The organism is Rhodobacter sp. JA431, assembly GCF_900217725.1.
Taxonomy (GTDB): Bacteria; Pseudomonadota; Alphaproteobacteria; order Rhodobacterales; family Rhodobacteraceae; genus Rhodobacter; species Rhodobacter aestuarii.
Genome location: NZ_OBMP01000003.1, coordinates 75,916 through 94,368 on the forward strand (window position 1 = coordinate 75,916; position 18,453 = coordinate 94,368).

Consider the following 18,453-nt stretch of genomic DNA (forward strand, 5'->3'; position numbering starts at 1 on the left):
GACACCATGCTGCGCGTTGAAACCCGTCACGCCGTGCATCAAGATCACGCAAAAACCCTCGATACTGCGGGGCTGCGTCAGCATTTCCTGGCAGAAAACCTGTTTGTTACGGGCGAGATTCGCTTGGTTTACACCCATTATGACCGCTTCGTTTTGGGCGGCGCTGTGCCGGGTGCGGGCACGTTGGTGCTTGATAAGGTCGAGGAAACCCGCACCCCTTCGTTCCTTGATCGGCGCGAGATGGGCATCGTCAACGTTGGTGACACCGGCACCGTGACGGCGGCGGGTGAAAGCTACACGATGGAGCGCGGCGACGTACTCTACCTTGGCATGGGCACTGGGCCGGTGAGCTTCTCGGGCGCGGGACGGTTTTACATCACCTCGGCCCCGGCGCATCGCACCTGCCCGTCGCGGCTCATTCGCTTGGCCGATGCCAAAGAGGTGCGTCTTGGCGACACTGCCACCGCCAACAAGCGCGTCATCAACCAATTCATCCATCCGCTAGTGATGGAAAGCTGCCAACTGGTGCTGGGCTATACCACGCTTCTGGATGGCTCGGTCTGGAACACCATGCCCGCCCACACCCATGACCGCCGGATGGAGGCTTACCTCTACTGGAACATGGATGAAAAAGCCCGCGTGATGCATTTGATGGGCGAGCCCACCGAGACGCGGCACTTGTTCGTGGCCAATGAAGAGGCCGCGATCTCGCCGCCGTGGTCGATCCACTCCGGGGCGGGCACTGGGCCTTACACCTTCATCTGGGCGATGGCGGGCGACAATGTCGATTACACCGATATGGACTTCATCCAGCCGGAGGAGTTGCGGTGAACCCGTTTTCGCTAGAAGGCCGCCGCGCGCTGGTGACAGGCGCCAATACCGGGATTGGACAAGCGATTGCGGTTTCGCTCGCCGCGCAAGGCGCGCGGGTCACCTGCGTTGGTCGGCGCGATTGTGATGAAACGGTTGCGTTGATTGAGAAGGCGGGTGGCAAAGCAGAGTCCCTTTTGCTGGATCTCGCCAATCCGATGGCGGGGCAGGGCGTGTTCGCGGGCGAAGGCTATTCGATCCTTGTGAACAATGCTGGGATCATTCGCCGTGACGACAGCCTTTCTTTCACCGAAGCGGATTGGGATGCGGTGATGGATGTGAACCTGAAGGCGGTGTTCTTCACCACCCAAGCCTTCGCCGAAGCGGCACTCGAGCAAGACAATACGCCCGCGGCTGTGGTTAACATCGCGTCGCTTTTGAGCTTCCAAGGCGGCATTCGCGTGCCGTCTTACACTGCGGCCAAACATGGCGTTGCCGGGATTACCAAGATCTTGGCCAATGAATGGGCGGCCAAAGGGATCAACGTCAACGCGATCGCCCCCGGTTACATTGCCACCAACAACACCGCGGCGCTGCGCGCTGATCCGGTGCGCAACAAAGCGATCTTGGATCGTATTCCGGCGGGCCGTTGGGGCGCGTCCGAAGATATTGGCGGCACCGCCGCTTTCCTGTGTTCTCCCGCCGCGCGCTACATCCACGGCGCGGTGCTCAATGTCGATGGAGGCTGGCTTGCCCGCTGACACTTCCCCCCGTTTGGACCGCACCCAGCCCGCCCCGAAAGTGGGCATCGTGCATCTTGGCCTTGGCGCCTTTTTCCGTGCGCATGGCGCCATTTTCACCGAAGAGGCAATCGCCGCTTCGGGGGGCGATTGGGGCATTCTGGGCGTGTCGTTGCAAAGCGCGGGCACGCGGGATGCGCTGGCGCCGCAATCGGGCACCTATATCGCGCTTGAGCTTGCGCCCGAGGGGGTGAAGCCGCGCCATGTGCAGGTGGTGACCGATGTTCTGGTCGCACCGGAAAACCCCGAGGCGGTGCTGGCCGCTATGGCGGACCCGGCGGTGAAGATCGTTTCGCTTACCGTCACCGAAAAGGGCTATTGCCACGAGCCCTCGACCGGGGCGCTGAACCTCTCCCATCCCGATATCGTGCATGATATCGCCAATGCGCTGCCGCGTTCGGCGCCGGGCTATATTGTGCGCGCACTGCAACGCCGTCAGGCGGCGGGTGGGGCGCCGTTTACGGCGATGACCTGTGACAACCTTCCCAATAACGGCAAGGTGCTGCGCGGCGTGGTGCTGGCGCTCGCGCGCGAGATTGACCCGGTTTTGGCCGATTGGATTGAGGCGGAGGGCCGCTTCCCGGCAACGATGGTGGACCGGATCGTCCCCGCCACGAAGCCCGAAGATATTGCACAAGTGACGGATCTCATTGGCTGCCATGATGCGGCTCCGGTGATGCACGAACCCTTCCGCCAATGGGTGATTGAAGACACGTTTGTGAACGATGAGCGGCCCGATTGGGGCGCCGTGGGCGCGCAAATGGTGGCCGATGTCACGCCCTACGAGCATATGAAGCTGCGTATGCTCAACGGCACGCATTCCTCGCTGGCTTATCTGGGCTATCTGGCGGGCCATGAGACCATTGCCGAAGTGATGGCCGATGAGGTCTTTGCGCGGTTTGTCAAAAAGCTCTGGAGTGATGAAATCATCCCGGCGCTGACGCCGCCCCCCGGTGAAAGCCTTGAAGCCTATGCCGAGGCGCTTGCCGCGCGTTACGCGAACCCCGCGATCCGGCACCGGACGTGGCAAATCGCCATGGATGGCAGCCAAAAACTGCCGCAGCGCATTTTGGGCACTTTGGCGGAAGACATTGTCGTCGGGCGCAAGGCGCCGGGCCTTGTGCTCGCGGTGGCGGCATGGATGCGCTACGTCGGCGGCGTCGATGAGACAGGCGCGCCGATTGAGGTGAAAGATCCGCTGTCGGCGCAGTTGCGCACGCTTTCGGACAACAGCGAGTCCCCGGCTGGCAAAGTGGCGGCGCTTTTGGGGCTGCGCGAGGTGTTTTCGCATGAGATGGCCGAAATGCTGCAAATGCCCGTGACCGAAGCCTATGGGCGGTTGCTTGAAGTGGGTGCGCGTAAGGCGATTGAGGAGGTGCTCTGATGGAAGAATGCTGGCGTTGGTACGGACCTGACTTCGACCGCCTCACTTTGCCTGAAATCGCGCAAACGGGCGCCACGGGCATCGTGCATGCGCTTCACGAAATTCCCTATGGTGAGGTCTGGTCGCGCGAAGCGATCGCCGCGCGCAAGGGCCAGATTGAGGCTGCGGGCTTTCGTTGGTCTGTCGTGGAGAGCCTGCCGATCCATGAACGGATCAAACGCGACGACGGCGATCTAAGCGCGCTTTTTGCCAATTACCGGCAGTCGATGGCGAACCTTGCCGCCGAGGGCATCGAGGTGATCTGCTACAACTTTATGCCGGTGCTGGATTGGACCCGGACCGATCTGCAAGCGCCCCTGGCACGTGGCGGGACATGTTTGCGGTTCGAGGCTTACCGCATGGCGGCCTTTGAAATCCATATGCTGGGCCGCGCAGGCGCGGAGGACGACTATTCCCCCGAGGTCTGCGCGCGCGCGAAAGCGTGGTTCGAGGCGAGCACGGAATCGGATCGCAATGCACTTTTGCATGCGATCATGTCGGGCCTGCCCGGGGCCTTTGATCGCTATGATATTGACGGTCTGCGGGGCCAATTGGCGCTTTATGACGGCATTGGTCGCGAAGAAATCCGCCGGAACTACAAGCGCTTCTTGGAAGAGGTGATCCCGACAGCGGAAGAGCTTGGTATTCGGATGTGCGTGCACCCCGATGACCCGCCGCGCGATATTTTGGGCCTGCCGCGTGTGGTCTCGAATGCCGAAGACATCGCGTGGATCTTGCAAGCGGTTGAAAGCGTGGCGAACGGGCTGACACTGTGCACCGGCTCGCTGGGCGCAAACCCGGCCAATGACCCGGCAGCGATTGCGGCACAATTCGCCGCGCGCATTCACTTTGCCCATCTGCGCAATGTGAAAAAAGACCCCGATGGCAGCTTTGAAGAGGCCGCGCATCTGGGCGGGGACACCGATATGGTTGCCGTGGTGAAGGCGCTTTTGGCCGAAGAAACGCGCCGCGTGGCGGAGGGCCGGTCCGATGCGGTCATTCCGATGCGCCCCGATCATGGGCATGAGCTTTTGTCTGACACCGGGCGCGGCACCTTCCCGGGCTATCCGCTGATTGGGCGGATGCGCGGCTTGGCCGAATTGCGCGGTGTGATGGCGGCTGTGGCCCATGGCTGAGGTGTTGATCCTCAACCCCGCCGATACGGTGGCGGTGCTGACCGCCCGTGCGGCGGCGGGGGCGGACCCGCTTGGCCTTGGGGCGGGCCTTCCCGCGCCCTTGGCGGCGGGGCACAAAATCGCGCGGGTTGCGATGGCGTCGGGCGATGCGGTGGTGAAATTTGGCCAGATCATTGGTTTGGCCACCGAAGCCATTGCGGCGGGCGCGCATGTACACAGCCACAATTGCGCCTTCAGTGACCATGACCGCGCCTACGCGGTGGGCGCAGATTTGGCGCAGGCCGAGGCGGCTGTCCCAGCGATGGAGCCGCGCAGCTTCATGGGCTATCAGCGCGGCGATGGCCGGGTTGGTACGCGCAATATGGTGGCGCTCTGCGCGACGGTGAACTGCTCGGCCACCGTCATTCGCCATGCCGCGCAAGAGCTGATCGCCGAAGGCGCGCTGAAAGACTTCCCCAATATCGATGGTATCGCCGCTTTTGCCCATGGTACGGGCTGCGGCATGGCCGCGACCGGGCGCGGGGCGGATAACCTCGAGCGCGTGCTTTGGGGAACCGCCACCCACCCCAATGTAGGCGCCACGATCTTTGTGGGTCTTGGCTGCGAGGTGATGCAGGTCGCGCGGATGCAGGCACGCTTTGGCGATGCCGGCGCAGAGCGGTTTCACGGCCTAACGATCCAAGAAATGGGCGGCACCCGTGTCACGATTGAGAAGATCAAAGCCGAGGTGCGCCGCCTGCTGCCGCAGGTGAACGCGATCACGCGTCAGCCTTGCCCGGTTTCGGCCCTGACTATTGGCCTGCAATGCGGCGGGTCGGATGGCTTTTCGGGCATCACCGCGAACCCGGCGCTTGGCGTGGCCTCTGACATGATCGTGGCCCAAGGCGGCACGGTGATCTTGTCGGAAACGCCCGAGATTCACGGGGCCGAGCAGCTTTTGCTACGCCGCACCACGGCTGATGTGGCTGACAAGCTCACCGGCTGTTTGGCGTGGTGGGAGGAGTATTCCGCCCAAGGTGGCGGGTCGATGGACAACAACCCCTCTCCGGGCAACAAGCAAGGTGGCATCACCACGATCTTGGAAAAGTCGCTTGGTGCTGTCGCCAAGGCGGGCTCCACCCCCTTGCGCGCCTATTATGACTATGCCGAACAGGTCACGGCCAAGGGCCTCGTCTATATGGATACGCCCGGCTATGATCCGGTTTCTGCCACCGGGCAGATTGCAGGCGGGGCGCAGTTGATTGTGTTTACCACCGGGCGCGGCTCTGCCTTTGGCTCTAAACCCGCCCCCACAATCAAGATTGCCACCTCGGATCGGCTGTTTGCGGCCATGCCCGAAGATATGGATCTGAACGCGGGCGATGTGCTTTCGGGGGTCAGTTTGGCCGAGAAGGGCGTGCAAATCTTTGAAGAGATTTTGCGCGTGGCTTCGGGCGGTGTGACGAAATCTGAGGCCCAAGGCCTTGGTGATAATGAATTCCTGCCGTGGCAGGTTGGCGCGGTAATGTGAGGACCCCATGAAGATTGCCTGTGTTGGCGAAGCGATGATCGAGTTGAACCCGGATCGCGCGGGCGCCCAAATCGGCTATGCGGGCGATACGCTCAACACCGCGATCTACCTCGCGCGCGGGTTCCCGCAGGCGCAGGTTGAGTTTGTGACGGTGCTGGGCAGTGACGCGATGTCGGCCCGGATGGAGGCGTTTATTCGCTCCGAAGGGGTGGGAACGTCTTGCATCACCCATCACGCTGACCGTCTGCCGGGTGTCTATGCGATTGCCACCGACGCGGCGGGGGAGCGCAGCTTTAGCTATTGGCGCAACCAATCCGCCGCGCGTACGCTTTTTGAAGATGGGTTCGCTCAGCTTGAAGGCATGGATGTGATCTATCTCAGCGCCATCACGCTTGCGATCTTGCCGCCCGATGTGCGTGCGCATCTGATCGAGCATTTGGCGCAGCACCAGGCGACGGTGGTGTTTGACAGCAACTACCGTCCGCGCCTGTGGGAAAACGAGGCGACCGCGCGCAAGACAATCTCGGCGGCTTGGGAAGTCACCGATATCGCGCTGCCCTCGGTCGATGACGAGATGGCGCTTGGTGGCGAGAGCGATCCGGTTGAAGTGCTCAAACGGTTCCGTGCGGCGGGCTTTACCGAAGGCGCGCTCAAATGTGGTTCGGCCGGGGCCATGCCTTTTGATGCTACTGTGACCGCGCCGCCCTATGCGCCTGCACCGCGTGTGGTGGATACCACCGCCGCCGGCGACAGTTTCAACGGCGCCTATCTGGCGGCGGTGCTTCAGGGCGCTTCGGAGGCCGAGGCATTGGGGCGCGCGCATCTGCAAGCCTGTGCGGTGATTGCACAACCGGGCGCGATCATCCCGCGCTAAGGGCGGCTTGGCGGTGCGATGTTCTACATCGCATCGGCACTCAAAATGATGCATCATTTGATGATTTGATGTGATTTAGACCCGCTTGAGCGGGCCTCTTTCATTTGGATACAGGTGCAGTGCTAGACCGATGCGCCCACCCTCCTTAGGCAGAGGCAGTGCTTCCAGCCTTGAGGATGATATGGATCTGAGCCTTTCCCACGAGCAAAAACTTCTTGTGCAAACTGTGCGCGATTTCATTGCCGAAGAGCTTGCGCCGCTTGAGGCGGAGGTCGAGGAAAACGGCGCTTTAGCGCAGGAAAAGGCTGATACGATCTTTGCGAAAAGCCGCGACCTAGGGCTTTATGCGATGAACATTCCCGAAGAATTTGGCGGCGGTGGTCTCAGCGCTTTTGACACGATGCTGGTCGAGGAACAGTTTGGCCGCACCACCGACATTTTGGTGCGCCGCGCCTTTGGCAACGTGTATGAAGTGCTGCTCGCCAGCCAAGGCGAACAGATCGAGCGTTGGCTGACCCCGACCGTGCGGGGGGAACGCGTCTGCTCCATCGCCATCACCGAACCCGGTGCGGGCTCTGACGCAGGTTCCATCCGCACCAAAGCGGTGGAAGACGGGCAGGGGGGCTGGAAGCTTTCGGGCTCCAAACACTTCATTTCGGATGGCTTTGTGTCGGACTTTTTCGTTGTCTCTGCGGTCACTGACCCAGACAAGGGCGCGAAAGGTATCTCTTTGTTCTTGGTTGATAAAGGCGCGCCGGGGCTGACCATTGGGCGCGATCAGCCAATGATGGGGCTGCGCGGCACGTCCCATGTGGAGCTCAGCTTTGATGAGGTGCCGCTGAAGCCCATCCATATGCTGGGCGAGCGCGGCATGGGGTTCCGCATGGCACTTGGCGTTTTGGGCCGGGTGCGGCTGGCGCAGGTGGGCGCGCGTTCGATTGGCAAGGCCACCAAAGTGCTGGATTTGATGATCGACTACGCGCGCGAACGGAAGCAATTCGGCCAAGCGATTGGCGAGTTCCAACTCGTGGCGCAGATGCTGGCCGACAGCGCGATGGAGATCAACGCTGCCCGTCTGGCGCTGTGGCAAACCGCCGTGGAAATTGACGAGGGCAAAGACCCGCGCACGCGCATCAGCCTTGTGAAGGTGCAAGCGGCGGAAACCTTGGGCCGGGTGGTGGACCGCGCGGTTCAGGTCTTTGGCGGGATGGGCTTTTGCAAAGACCTGCCGATTGAGCGCTATTACCGCGATGCTCGCATCTACCGGATTTTCGATGGCACCTCGGAAATTCACCGCACCGTTATGGGGCGCTCGTTGATGAAGGGGGAGCCGGGCCTTTACGACCCGTATGCATGATGCATCAATAAGCGCAGGAAACGATCAGGCGCTGCCCTTTTAAAGAAGGTGCAGCGCCTCTTCGGCTTCAATCTCGCGCAGCTGCGCGAGCATCCGCACCGGAGCATTGGCCGCGCCCATGCCCGTATAGCCGCGCCGTTCCACCACCTCAAAGAAGAAGCCGTTGATCGCGCGGGTATAAAGCTGCAGGTAGGTGCCGCGCTCGTCGCGGTCATACATCAAATTGCCTTCGCGTAGGCGGGCGATAAAATCGGGCGCAAGGTCGAAGCGCAGCGCCAAATCTTCGTAGTAATTCGCCGGCACGCTCAACAGGTCTTGCGGCTCCATTTTGGCGGCAAGGCCAAAGATGTCGTCGCTTGCAAGCGCGATATGATGGAAGGGTGCAAAGCCCGATTTGCCAAGGAAGCGCTGCGTCGTGGTGCCCGCGCCAAAGCTCGCGTTGAGTGACATGCGGAAAGCGGCGCTGTCGTTGACGAGCGTGCGCGAATGCACCGTTCCATGCGGGTCAAGCACGTCGCGCAACTCATGCGCGCGCAAATCAAAGGTGGCGCGGTAGAACAGAAGCCCCGACAGGAACAGGTTCGGCTGCAGCGCTTGCGCGACATGGTCGATATGGGTCAGCCCATCGCCCGGTTTCGCCCCCGTCGCGGTGAATTCAGAGCCCGGGGTGAACGCCTCGGGCTGCAAGAACAGCACCGATCCGCCGGGGCCGCGCAATCGCGCCAGCCCATAGGGTTCGGCCAGTTCTACCGCCTCGCCATGAAAGCGCCCGATCCGGTCGAGCATCAGCGGCATATCGTTGACGACAAGGCCGACCCCCGAAACAGAGGCGCCCTGCACAAGATAGATCGAATGCGCGAGCCCACTCGTGGCGGTGTTCAGCGCAAGGGTGATCTGCCCCTGTTGCCACAGGCTGACGGCCCCGTTTTCATGGGTTTTGGCAAAGCCAAGCGCGGTGAACAGGCGGATGAAATCGTCGGCATCCTCACCTTGCGCGGTGAACTCGACAAGCCCCGGGGCCTGCATGTCCGAACGTGGATGCGCCCCGCGGGCATGGGTTTCTTCGAGCAGGTGAAAGGCGCGCATCGCATCTTCGGCAATCCGCGTGGCGGGCAAAGAGCGGATCTGGTCGTTGAAAGTCTCAATCGAGAGCGGGCCTTCGAAGCCTTGCACCAAAAGCTGGCTGTAAAGCGCGGCCACGGGCAGCGTGCCTTGCCCCGGAAACAGCCGGAAAGAGGCGGCGATCAGTGCCGGGTCAATGCGGGTGGTGGGCGTGTCGGCGAGGTGAACCAAAAAGATATCCTTCGGCTCAATCTCGCGCAGGGTGGCCAGCGCATCTTCCAGCGAGCCACTGGCCGAGGCGAACAGGTGCACCGTGCCGATCACAAGGCCGAAATTGGCGCGCCCCACGGCCTTCACAGCCTCATAAGCGGCGGTGACGGAGGTGATTTGGCGCGACGAGGCCAGCGCCTCATAGCCCACTTTCAGCCCGCGCGACGCGGCCATATCGGCCAAAAGACGCAAATCTTCCAGCGCACCAGCGGCATTGCTGTCGGCGCGGGTATTGGCGCACAGGATCAGCATTTCCGCCCCGATCCGCTGCGCAAGGTCGAGGAACTTTTCCGCCCGCGCCAAAGCCTCGGTCCGCGCGGTACCGGTCAGCCCCTCAAAGTCGCGCAAAGATTGCAGCGACAGGATTTTGATCCCGGCTTCGCGCGCGAAGGGGCCGATATCGTCGGGCGTGCCCTCAAAGCCGATGATGTCTTCGCGGAAAAGCTCAATCGCGTCGAAGCCATTTTCGGCGGCGGCGGTGATCTTGTCTTCAAGCTGGCCGGAGAAGGAAATCGAGGAGATCGCGCGCATCAGGGCCTCCGGGCGGTGCAGTGATCTGCAAGCGGTTGTTATTCTTGATCTGGGGGCCGTTGCTGGCCCGGTTCGGCGCCAGTTTAGTCGAAGCCGGGCGGCAGGTGCAAACCGCAAATGGGGAGGGAGCGTTTTGCCCTGCCGCCCGCCTTATTCCCTGCCCGCTGGCCCACGTGGCAGGGTCCAGGGCCGCCGGGGTAGGGGCGGCCCGTGGTTCTGGTTTAATCGGTGGTCACGTGACCCACGCCGCCCTCGGGCGAGTAGATGTCAAGGATGTTCCAATGCCCCGAGGTGGGGGTTGGGTTGTTGATCATCGCGACATCAATCACCGTCGGCTTGCCCGAGGCAATCGCGGCTTCTAGTGCCGGTTTGAACTCGGCGGCCGAGGCCACGCGCACACCTTCCACGCCATAGGCGCGGGCGATGGCGGCGTAATCGGGCGTTTGCTCTAGCGGGCTTTCGGCCTTTTGGAAGGTGGTGCCGTAGGTCAGATCATAATGCGCCTTTTGCAGCCCCGCGATGGTGCCAAAGGCGTTGTTGTTCATCACCACCCAAATCACGGCGAGCCGCTCAGCCGCGGCGGTCGCCAGCACGGCGGGGTTCTGGCCAAAGCCCCCATCCCCCACAAGCGAGATCACCACGCGATCAGGGGCCGCCACTTTGGCGCCCACAGCGGCGGGCGGGCCAAAGCCCATCGTCGCAAAACCACCCGGGATCAGGATCGAGCCGGGGGTGTAGATGTCAAACTGCTGCGCGACGCCGTTTTTGTTCCAACCTACATCCGAGGTCAGGATCGCGTCGCGCGGCATGGCGGCGCGCAGATCGGCCAAGATGCGCTCGGGCATCATCGGGAAGGCGTCTGAGGTCTGCATCGCGGTGTTCGAGGCTTTGAACTCGGCGCGGAACTTGGCGATTTCGGCCACCAGTTCGGGGCGTTGCACGCCTTCCGGGCACATTTCTTTGGCCACCCGCACCAGCACTTTCAGCGCCGCTTTGAGGTCTGCCACCGCGCCAATGTCGACCGGGTAGTTGCGCCCGATTTCTTGCGGCTCGATGTCAATATGGATCAGGCTGGTTTTGCCCGGCCCAATGTCGAACGTATATTCGGGATACCACGAGGAACTATCGGCTTCCTTGAAGCGGCTGCCGAGTGCCAAGAGCCAATCCGCCCCAAGCGTTTGCGCATTGGTGAAGCTTGTGCCCCAAAAGCCCGTCATCCCCAGCACGAGCGGATGATCATCGGACAGGCAGCCTTTGCCCATCAGCGAGTGGGCAACGGGCAGTTGCAGATGGTCCACCAGTGCTTTCAGCTCATCCCACGCTTTTGCCAGCGCGACGCCACCGCCTGCGTAGATCACCGGGCGCTCTGCGGAAAGCAGTTTGCCGACAATCTCCCGCGCGGTTTCGTCATCGAGCGAGGGTTTGCGCAGTTCTTTGGCATTGGCCGAGAGCCGATCCCACAGCGCATTCGGAACCTGCGCCGAGAAGTAATCCATCGGCACGTTCACAAGCACCGGGCCGGGTTGGCCGGATTCCGCCAAAGCGAAGGCTTTTTCCATGATTTCGGGCAGCAGTTCGGGGGTATCAACCCGCCAAGCGCGCTTCACGAAGGGGCGGTAAATCTCATACTGGCTGCCATCGGCGTGCAGGTTCACCTCTTGGTGCGGGTGCTTGCCGTAGTAATAAGACGGGATATCCCCGGCGATCACCACCATCGGGATGCAATCAAGCGCGGCATTCGCCACTCCGGTGGCGGCATTGGTCAGGCCCGGGGAAAGGTGGCTCAGCACGACCGAGGCTTTGCCGGTTACCCGCGCATAACCATCGGCGGCGTGGCTCGCGATTTGCTCATGGCGCACATTCACAAACTCAATGCCGCTTTCCGACATCGCCGCCAAAACGGCGATATTGGTGTGCCCGCACAGGCCAAAGACGTGTTTCACGCCCCGGCCTTCAAGGTAGCGGCAAAGCTGGTTCGAGATCAGGTCTTTGCCCGGTTCGATATGCGTCGTGACCATTCTTACATGACCTCGGTGTTGTAGAATTCGCCAAAGAGTTCTTCGTCCGAGGGGCGGTCCATCGGGATCGGGCGCGCGACCCAAGTCACGTTCATGTAGTGCTTGAGCGAGACGTTCTCGTTGGTGATGTTGCCGCCCCAGATGCCGCAGCCAAGCGACGAGGTCATCGGCATGCCGTTTTCAAACGAACCCGCATTGGCCTTGGATTGCGGCTGGCGCACCATCACGCGGGAGACCGGCGCGTTTTCGGCGTGGCGCAGGATATGCTCTTCGTTGAAGGAATAAATCCCGCAGCTATGGCCCTTGCCGCCCACGTCATAGATCGCGCGGACTTTGGCGAGCGCGTCGTCAAAGTCGGCGGCTTTATAAAGCGCCATCGTGACCGAGAGTTTCTCGCCCGAGAATTTATGCTCTTTGCCGATCTCGTCTTGTTCGACCATCAGGAATTTGCGGTCCTCGGGGATGGTGAAGCCCGCAAATTCGGCAATCCGCTGCGCGGCAATCGCCACGGTTTCAATGCGGCGGGAGCCGTCTTCTTTCCACAGTGCTTTCGCCAGAAGCTCTTTTTCTTCGGGGGCGCACAGATAGCCACCTTCGCGGATCAGCGCGGCTTTCATTGCATCATAGACTGCCGAGTGAATGACCAAGTTGCCATCGGCCGAACAGCCCGAGCCGAAATCCGAGGTTTTCGAGATGCGCGAGTTCATCGCCGCTTCGTCAATATCGGCGTCGGCATCAATCACCATCGTCGCATTGCCCGCGCCCACGCCATAAGCCGGTTTGCCCGAGGAATAGGCCGCCTGCACCATCGGCTTGCCGCCCGTCGCCATCGTCAGATCGCAATGGGCCATCAGGTAATCGGTCATCGGGATCGAGGGGTTCTCGACACATTGGAAAATATCGCGCGGCGCGCCCAGTTTGGCGAGCGTTTCACGCATCACGCGCACCATCTCAAAGGTGGTTTTCTTGGCCCGCGGGTGGGGCGAAAAGATCACCGCATCTTTGCATTTGATCGCATAGATGCCGGTCACCGGGGGGGTGAGCTCGGGGTTGGTGGTCGGGATGAGCGAGGCAATGACGCCCGCCGGTTTCGCGATCTTGGTCAGGCCTTTAGCGGTGTCTTCTTCGATCACGCCAACCGATTTGCCACGCAGCGCATCGCGCAGTACGCCCAAGATTTTGAAGCGTTTGCCCGCGCGGCCCGCACGGTCGCCAATGCCGCTTTCATCCACGCCCATCTGGGCAATGCGCAAGAAGGTGGTTTCGTTGCCGCAGTTCCAGCCAAGCGCACGGGCCAGACGGTCCACCTGCTCTTGGTCGTAATCTTTGATTTCTTCCATCGCGGCACGCGCGCGGGCGATCATCGCATCGGCGGTCGCCATTTCTTCTTGGGTGAGTTCACGGGCCATATTGGGTCTCCTGAGTGGCTGGCGCTCAAGCGGCGCTGACGGTGGCGGCTTCGCCATCGTCGAAAAAGCGTTTCGCGGCCATAAGCGCGCGGCGGGCGTGTTCGGTGGGGCCAAGAACGGCCATGCGCTCGGCATTGGGCAGTTCAATGGCAATATCGGCCTCGGGGAAGGTGGCGGCGATCATCGCGAAAGGAATGACCCCTTCACCCGGATAAAGCCGCGCATCGCGGGCGATATGAATCATCTCAGCCTTGGAAAAGGCCATGTGATGGGTGTCATTCACATGCAGGAAATTGACCCATTTCTTCGGCACGCGGGCAAGATCGGCGAGCTTCCCGCCGGTGAAATAGTGATAGAGCGTGTCTATCAAAAGACCTTGGTTCGGCGCGCGGGTCAGTGTCAGCACCTCTTGCGCATCTTCAATGCAGCACAGCCGCGAAAAGGCCGGGTATTCAAGGTTCACCGTCAACCCATATTGCGACCCAAGGGCGCAAATCTCGCCAAAGCGCTCGACGATAAAGGGCAGGTCGTTGCGCACATCCGTCCAAGCCGAGGAAATGGCCTGCGTGCAGCCCAATTCGGCGGCGGCGGCAAAGGCGCGCTCATAGTCAGCGGCGGGCGTTTCGCGCAGGATGCGCGCCAGTTCCACGTCATAGGCTTTCAGCCCGCGCGCCTGCAATTCCGCCTTGGTTTCGCGGATCATTTGCGCGGCGCAGGGGTCGCAATCGGGTTCGCCCGCCACGCCCATGTGAATGAGCCGGAAGCTTGCCGCATCATAGCCCGCGTCGGCCGCCACTGTGACCAGCTCGCGCGGAGTGAGGCCCGGAACCGTTAGATATTCAAGGGCATAGATACGGCTCATGCGGCATTCTCCTGCGCTTCACCGGGTTGGAAAATATGGCCCATGCGGCCGGGCAGGGGGCGGTCAAGCTGTGCTTCGGCGCGGGCCACCGCGCTGCGCAAGGCGCGCCAGTTGATGCCGCTTTCAAAGCCCATTTCCTCCAGCGCAAAGGCCACATCTTCGGTGGAAATGTTGCCAGCGGCTTTTGGGATGAACGGGCAGCCGCCAAGGCCGCCAAGCGCAGTGTCAAAGACCCGCACGCCCGCTTGTAGACCCGCCAGCATATTCGCCATGCCAAGCCCGCGCGTGTCATGCAGATGCAGAGACAGCGCCACTTCAGGGGCAATCGCGTCGCGCACGCGGGCGCACAGGTCGGCTACCTGCACCGGATTGGCGAGGCCTGCCGTATCGGCCAAGTTGATCTCATGCGCGCCAAGGGCGGACCATTGCTTGGCAATGGAAATCACCACCTCAGGGTCGATCTTGCCTTCAAAGCCGCAGCCAAGCGCAGATTGAATGCCCGCGCGCACGGCAATGCCATCGGTAAGTGCCGCTTCAATCACCGGCGCCATCGCGGCGCGTCCTTCATCAACGCTGCGGTTGGTGTTCTTCCGGCTATGCGTTTCTGAGGCCGAGACCGAAAGCGACAGATGCCTCAGCCCCACAGCCTGCGCGCGCTTGAGCCCCGCGCCATTGAGCACGAGCGCGGTATAGGTCACGCCCGCAGCTTCGGGCAGCGCCGCGCAAAGCTCATCGGTATTGGCCATCGTCGGCACCCATTTCGGATGCACAAAGCTGCCCACTTGGATGCGTTTCACCCCAGCAGCAATCAGATCGCGCACATAGGCCAGCTTTTCTTCAACCGAGAAAACCCGCGCCTCGTTTTGCAAGCCGTCGCGCAGGAATTCGTCTTCAATGAGCACGCTGTTCGATAAGGTCATGGTCTTTCCCGCTCCCATTCGGGGTCGGCGCGACCATAAGGCTCGCATTACATAACAACAAATATCCGTATTTGCCTTGATGCGTATGCGATGTTAATTTCTGTGCGCGTGATAGGGAGGTCCCATGCTGACATTGCGGCAAATTGAGGTGATCCGGGCCATCTTGATTACCGGAACGGTCAAGGGCGCGGCGGATTTGCTGGGCGTGTCTGCGCCGGGCATTAGCCGGGTGATGAAGCACACCGAAAGCCAATTGGGGCTGCGGCTTTTTTCACGCGCGCATGGGCGTTTCGCACCAACCGAAGAGGCGCGGGGGATCTTTTCTCAGATCAACGAGGTCTTCGCCAAGGTGGAGAACCTGCAAAGCTCGATTGATATGCTCAAGCGCGGCGAAAGCCGGGTGTTTGCTTTTGCCTCTGTGCCCTCGATTGCGCAGCGCGTCCTGCCCTATGCCGTGCGGCGGCTGCGCGAACGCTACCCCGATCTGCGCATGACCATCGACCAAACGAAGATCGAAGAGAGCATCGACTATCTTTTGCTGCGCAAGGGCGAGTTGGTAGCCAATAGCTTCAAGATCGACCATCCGGGGCTGACCTGCCTGCCTTTGGGCACCGGGCGGGTGGTGGCTTTGGTGCCCGAAGGGCATGAACTGGCCGAGGAGCCACGTGTTTCGATCCATGATCTGGCGAAAAACCCGATGATCGGGATTTCCCCGTCGGACCCATATGGGGCGATTGTTGCGCGGCCTTTGAAAGATGCGGGGCTGCCGGTGGATTTCATCATCGAGGCACGCTTTGGCCAAACTGTGCAAGCCTTGGTGCGCCAAGCGGTCGGGGTGGCCTTGATTGACGAATTTTCGGTGGCCGATCAGAACCTAGAAGGGCTCAAGGTGATCGCGCTGAAGGAACCCACCACTTTCCGCACCTATGCGGTGGTGAACAGCGAAACCCCGCGTTCGATTTTTGCCGAAGAGCTGATTGAACTTTTGCGCGCGGAAATGCGGGCCGTGACCACGGTAGGTTAAAGCTTCCGCGACGGCGGGCTGGACGGCGCGGTTTTGATGCCTCATCTTGCCCGCATGAGCGATCACGACAAGCAAAAGCCCCGCATTTCCGATATTGCCCTTTTGGCAGGGGTGGGCACCGCCACCGTTGACCGGGTGCTGAATGGCCGACCGGGGGTGCGGAGCGCCACGGTTGAAAAGGTTCGTGCGGCAGAGCGGGAATTGGCGGCCTCGGGTGCACGACCAAAGCTGATGCAGCCCGCGCCGGCTGGGCTCGCGCTGCGCGCGTTCCTCGGTGGGCCGCCGGGGTTTGCCAATGACAATCTGGGCCGATGCCTGCGCGCGACCGCGCGCCAAAAAGGGGTGGCGCTGCGGCTCGATTTTGTCAAACGCACCGATGTGGTCACTTTGGCCGAGGCCTTGTTGGCCTGTTTGGGCGATGGCGCCGGGGGGGTGATCGTACAGCCGGTCGAACATCCCCTGGTGCGTGACGCGATTGGCAAATTGATCGCTGCGGGCGTTCCCGTGGTCAGCGTGCTGACAACTTTGCCAGGGCTGACGGGCCTGCCCTATATCGGGCTTGATAACCGGGCGGCGGGCCGCTTGGCGGGGCAGATCATGGGCAATATGATGGGGAAGAAAGGGAAAATCGCCTATTTCTTTTCCGAAGCGATCTACCGCAGCCATGAAGAGCGCGAGGCGGGCCTGCGCTCGATCTTGCGCGAAGACTTTCCTGCCATTGAGGTGGTCGAAACGCTTTCGACCAATGACACGCCCGAGGAATGCTTCCGCCTGGCCACAACGCTTTTGAAGCGTTTTCCTGCGCTGGAGGGGATTGTGAACTTTGCGGCGGGCAACCGGGGCATTGAGCGTGCGTTATCGGATGCCGGGCGTGCGCGCGATCTGTGCTTTGTCACCTTCAACCTGACGGCGTTGTCGCGCGCTGCGCTGATTGAGGGGCGCATGGCCGCCGTGATCCATCAAGATATGCAGGTGATCGCGTCGCGGGCTGTGGCGGCTGTCATCGCGCAGCATCGCGGCACGGCCCCCGATCTACGCCCGATTCCGGCAGAACTGATCTTGCGCGAGAATATCCGCGATCTTGATGGCGAATGATGCATCAATTGATGTTTTGAGGTGGAAATCAGACGCGCTGCCGCTTGTTCGGGCCTCGGCTTGGCTCGGAACGCTTGGGAAGGCGCAGGCGGCCCTATAGCTAGGGCGCAAGAAAAGGAGCCCGCGATGACCAACCCCACCGCGCCGCTGCCCCTTCAGGGCATTAAGGTGATTGATTACAGCCACTTCCTTGCCGGGCCGTTCCTGTCGCGCCAATTGGCGGCGCTGGGTGCTGATGTGATCAAGGTGGAGCGGCCGCGTGCGGGCGATGCGGGCCGCGCTTCGCCCACGCAGCGCGAGGGCGTTTCGGGGTATTTCCTGCAACAGAACATGGGCAAGCGGGGCCTATGCCTTGATCTGCGCCAGCCGCAAGCGGTGGAATTGATGAAGCGCCTCGCCGCCACGGCCGATGTCTTCGTCGAAAACTACCGCCCCGGCGCGCTGAAAAAGCTGGGGCTGGGCTATGAAGAGCTCTCTCAGCTGAACCCGCGGCTGATTTATGCCTCTGTCTCCGCCTTCGGGCATTCTGGGCCTTTGTCGAAACGCCCCGGCTTTGGGCTGATTGCCGAGGCGATGTCGGGCGCGATGTCGATTGTGGGCACCGAAGGCGCACCGCCGCCGCTGTTCCGGATGCCTTTGGCCGATATGTATACCGGCAGCCATGGGGCGACCGCCGTTTTGGCGGCGATCATCAGCCGGATGCAAACCGGGCGTGGCCAGCATGTCGACCTTGCGCTTTATGATTGCATGGTCTCGATGCATGACTACGCGCTGCAAGGCTATCTGATGTCAGACGGCGCAGAAATGCCCAAGCGCACTGGCGATAACCTCCCCGATTCCACGGTTTATGGCTGTTTTTCGGCGCCCGATGGCGATCTGGTGATCGCCGCGCAGGTCGATGATACGTGGTTGAAGCTTGCGCATCTGATTGGGGGCGAGGCGCTTGCCGCCGATGTCCGCTTCCACGGTGCGGCCAATCGCAATGACCACAATGCCGAGGCGATTGTGCTGGTGCGGGCATGGTGTGCCGCGCAACCCAGCCGCGCCGCCGCCCTTGCCGCGTTGGATGCGGCTGGCGTGCCTGCGGCCCCCATTCAGACCATTGCCGAAGTGGCGAATGACCCGCAGGTGGCCGCGCGCAATATGGTGCTGGAACAAGATCACCCGAAACTGGGCAAGGTGAAAGTGCCGAACCTGCCGTTCAAATTCTCGGGCCTTGATCTCGGCACGCCGGTCGCCGCGCCGGGGCTGGGCGAACACAACCGGGATTTGGCGCTTGAGCTTGGCTTCACCGATGCCGAGGTCGATGCGATGCTGGAAAGCGGGGCGCTTTACACCAGCGCCGACTGACG

Annotated in this window: 15 protein-coding genes; 10 read left to right on the plus strand and 5 right to left on the minus strand. The window is 61.7% G+C overall.

Going from position 1 to position 18,453, the window contains the following annotated elements; translation table 11 throughout:
- Window positions 1-6 precede the first annotated feature (6 nt).
- From kduI to CRO18_RS07250, 7 genes are all read left to right on the plus strand, one after another.
- Window positions 7-831, plus strand: coding sequence for a 5-dehydro-4-deoxy-D-glucuronate isomerase (gene kduI / locus CRO18_RS07220; protein ID WP_097081629.1), 825 nt, complete (start codon window positions 7-9; stop codon window positions 829-831).
- A complete protein-coding gene (kduD, locus tag CRO18_RS07225) occupies window positions 828-1,571 on the plus strand; it encodes a 2-dehydro-3-deoxy-D-gluconate 5-dehydrogenase KduD (protein ID WP_097081630.1) in 744 nt (247 codons plus the stop codon). Before kduI ends, kduD begins: the two co-directional genes overlap by 4 nt.
- Complete coding sequence (locus CRO18_RS07230; protein ID WP_394341444.1) at window positions 1,561-2,994, plus strand: mannitol dehydrogenase family protein; 1,434 nt, start codon at window positions 1,561-1,563, stop codon at window positions 2,992-2,994. The genes kduD and CRO18_RS07230 overlap by 11 nt, the downstream gene beginning before the upstream one ends.
- On the plus strand, window positions 2,994-4,169 hold the full coding sequence (gene uxuA, locus CRO18_RS07235; protein WP_097081631.1) for a mannonate dehydratase: 1,176 nt from the start codon (window positions 2,994-2,996) through the stop codon (window positions 4,167-4,169). The genes CRO18_RS07230 and uxuA overlap by 1 nt, the downstream gene beginning before the upstream one ends.
- On the plus strand, window positions 4,162-5,679 hold the full coding sequence (locus CRO18_RS07240) for a UxaA family hydrolase (RefSeq protein ID WP_097081632.1): 1,518 nt from the start codon (window positions 4,162-4,164) through the stop codon (window positions 5,677-5,679). The genes uxuA and CRO18_RS07240 overlap by 8 nt, the downstream gene beginning before the upstream one ends.
- 7 nt (window positions 5,680-5,686) lie before the next feature.
- A complete protein-coding gene (locus tag CRO18_RS07245) occupies window positions 5,687-6,553 on the plus strand; it encodes a sugar kinase (RefSeq protein WP_097081633.1) in 867 nt (288 codons plus the stop codon).
- Between the two features lie 181 nt (window positions 6,554-6,734).
- A complete protein-coding gene (locus CRO18_RS07250) occupies window positions 6,735-7,910 on the plus strand; it encodes an acyl-CoA dehydrogenase family protein (RefSeq protein ID WP_097081634.1) in 1,176 nt (391 codons plus the stop codon).
- Between the two features lie 39 nt (window positions 7,911-7,949).
- Here CRO18_RS07250 and CRO18_RS07255 read toward each other — a convergent pair whose 3' ends face one another.
- From CRO18_RS07255 to CRO18_RS07275, 5 genes are all read right to left on the minus strand, one after another.
- The gene (locus tag CRO18_RS07255) at window positions 7,950-9,773 is read right to left on the minus strand and encodes a bifunctional sugar phosphate isomerase/epimerase/4-hydroxyphenylpyruvate dioxygenase family protein (protein WP_097081635.1); all 1,824 of its coding nucleotides are present in this window, start codon (window positions 9,771-9,773) and stop codon (window positions 7,950-7,952) included.
- A gap of 221 nt (window positions 9,774-9,994) precedes the next feature.
- Complete coding sequence (locus CRO18_RS07260) at window positions 9,995-11,791, minus strand: thiamine pyrophosphate-binding protein (RefSeq protein WP_097081636.1); 1,797 nt, start codon at window positions 11,789-11,791, stop codon at window positions 9,995-9,997.
- Between the two features lie 2 nt (window positions 11,792-11,793).
- A complete protein-coding gene (locus tag CRO18_RS07265) occupies window positions 11,794-13,200 on the minus strand; it encodes an aldehyde dehydrogenase family protein (protein WP_097081637.1) in 1,407 nt (468 codons plus the stop codon).
- Window positions 13,201-13,225: 25 nt separating this feature from the next.
- Entirely contained in the window at window positions 13,226-14,062 is an 837-nt protein-coding gene (locus tag CRO18_RS07270; protein ID WP_097081638.1) for a sugar phosphate isomerase/epimerase, read from the minus strand.
- Window positions 14,059-14,982, minus strand: a complete 924-nt coding sequence (locus tag CRO18_RS07275; protein ID WP_170952593.1) for a hydroxymethylglutaryl-CoA lyase — start codon at window positions 14,980-14,982, stop codon at window positions 14,059-14,061. The genes CRO18_RS07270 and CRO18_RS07275 overlap by 4 nt, the downstream gene beginning before the upstream one ends.
- A 124-nt stretch (window positions 14,983-15,106) precedes the next feature.
- Here CRO18_RS07275 and CRO18_RS07280 point away from each other — a divergent pair, with 124 nt between their 5' ends.
- From CRO18_RS07280 to CRO18_RS07290, 3 genes are all read left to right on the plus strand, one after another.
- Window positions 15,107-16,006, plus strand: a complete 900-nt coding sequence (locus tag CRO18_RS07280) for a LysR family transcriptional regulator (RefSeq protein WP_076485819.1) — start codon at window positions 15,107-15,109, stop codon at window positions 16,004-16,006.
- A 54-nt stretch (window positions 16,007-16,060) separates the two neighbouring features.
- Window positions 16,061-17,101, plus strand: coding sequence for a LacI family DNA-binding transcriptional regulator (locus CRO18_RS07285; protein WP_170952594.1), 1,041 nt, complete (start codon window positions 16,061-16,063; stop codon window positions 17,099-17,101).
- A gap of 126 nt (window positions 17,102-17,227) precedes the next feature.
- Window positions 17,228-18,451 carry a CaiB/BaiF CoA-transferase family protein gene (locus tag CRO18_RS07290; RefSeq protein WP_097081641.1) on the plus strand — a complete coding sequence of 408 codons (1,224 nt, stop codon included), beginning with the start codon at window positions 17,228-17,230 and terminating at the stop codon, window positions 18,449-18,451.
- Window positions 18,452-18,453: the final 2 nt, after the last annotated feature.

Excerpts from the sequence above, each read along its gene's own strand:
- kduI (WP_097081629.1), top strand. The coding sequence starts at position 7 with ATGCTGCGCGTTGAAACCCGTCACGCCGTGCATCAAGATCACGCAAAA.
- uxuA (WP_097081631.1), top strand. The coding sequence starts at position 2,994 with ATGGAAGAATGCTGGCGTTGGTACGGACCTGACTTCGACCGCCTCACT.
- CRO18_RS07240 (WP_097081632.1), top strand. The coding sequence starts at position 4,162 with ATGGCTGAGGTGTTGATCCTCAACCCCGCCGATACGGTGGCGGTGCTG.
- CRO18_RS07245 (WP_097081633.1), top strand. The coding sequence starts at position 5,687 with ATGAAGATTGCCTGTGTTGGCGAAGCGATGATCGAGTTGAACCCGGAT.
- CRO18_RS07250 (WP_097081634.1), top strand. The coding sequence starts at position 6,735 with ATGGATCTGAGCCTTTCCCACGAGCAAAAACTTCTTGTGCAAACTGTG.
- CRO18_RS07255 (WP_097081635.1), bottom strand. The coding sequence starts at position 9,773 with ATGCGCGCGATCTCCTCGATTTCCTTCTCCGGCCAGCTTGAAGACAAG.
- CRO18_RS07260 (WP_097081636.1), bottom strand. The coding sequence starts at position 11,791 with ATGGTCACGACGCATATCGAACCGGGCAAAGACCTGATCTCGAACCAG.
- CRO18_RS07265 (WP_097081637.1), bottom strand. The coding sequence starts at position 13,200 with ATGGCCCGTGAACTCACCCAAGAAGAAATGGCGACCGCCGATGCGATG.
- CRO18_RS07270 (WP_097081638.1), bottom strand. The coding sequence starts at position 14,062 with ATGAGCCGTATCTATGCCCTTGAATATCTAACGGTTCCGGGCCTCACT.
- CRO18_RS07275 (WP_170952593.1), bottom strand. The coding sequence starts at position 14,982 with ATGACCTTATCGAACAGCGTGCTCATTGAAGACGAATTCCTGCGCGAC.
- CRO18_RS07280 (WP_076485819.1), top strand. The coding sequence starts at position 15,107 with ATGCTGACATTGCGGCAAATTGAGGTGATCCGGGCCATCTTGATTACC.
- CRO18_RS07285 (WP_170952594.1), top strand. The coding sequence starts at position 16,061 with ATGAGCGATCACGACAAGCAAAAGCCCCGCATTTCCGATATTGCCCTT.
- CRO18_RS07290 (WP_097081641.1), top strand. The coding sequence starts at position 17,228 with ATGACCAACCCCACCGCGCCGCTGCCCCTTCAGGGCATTAAGGTGATT.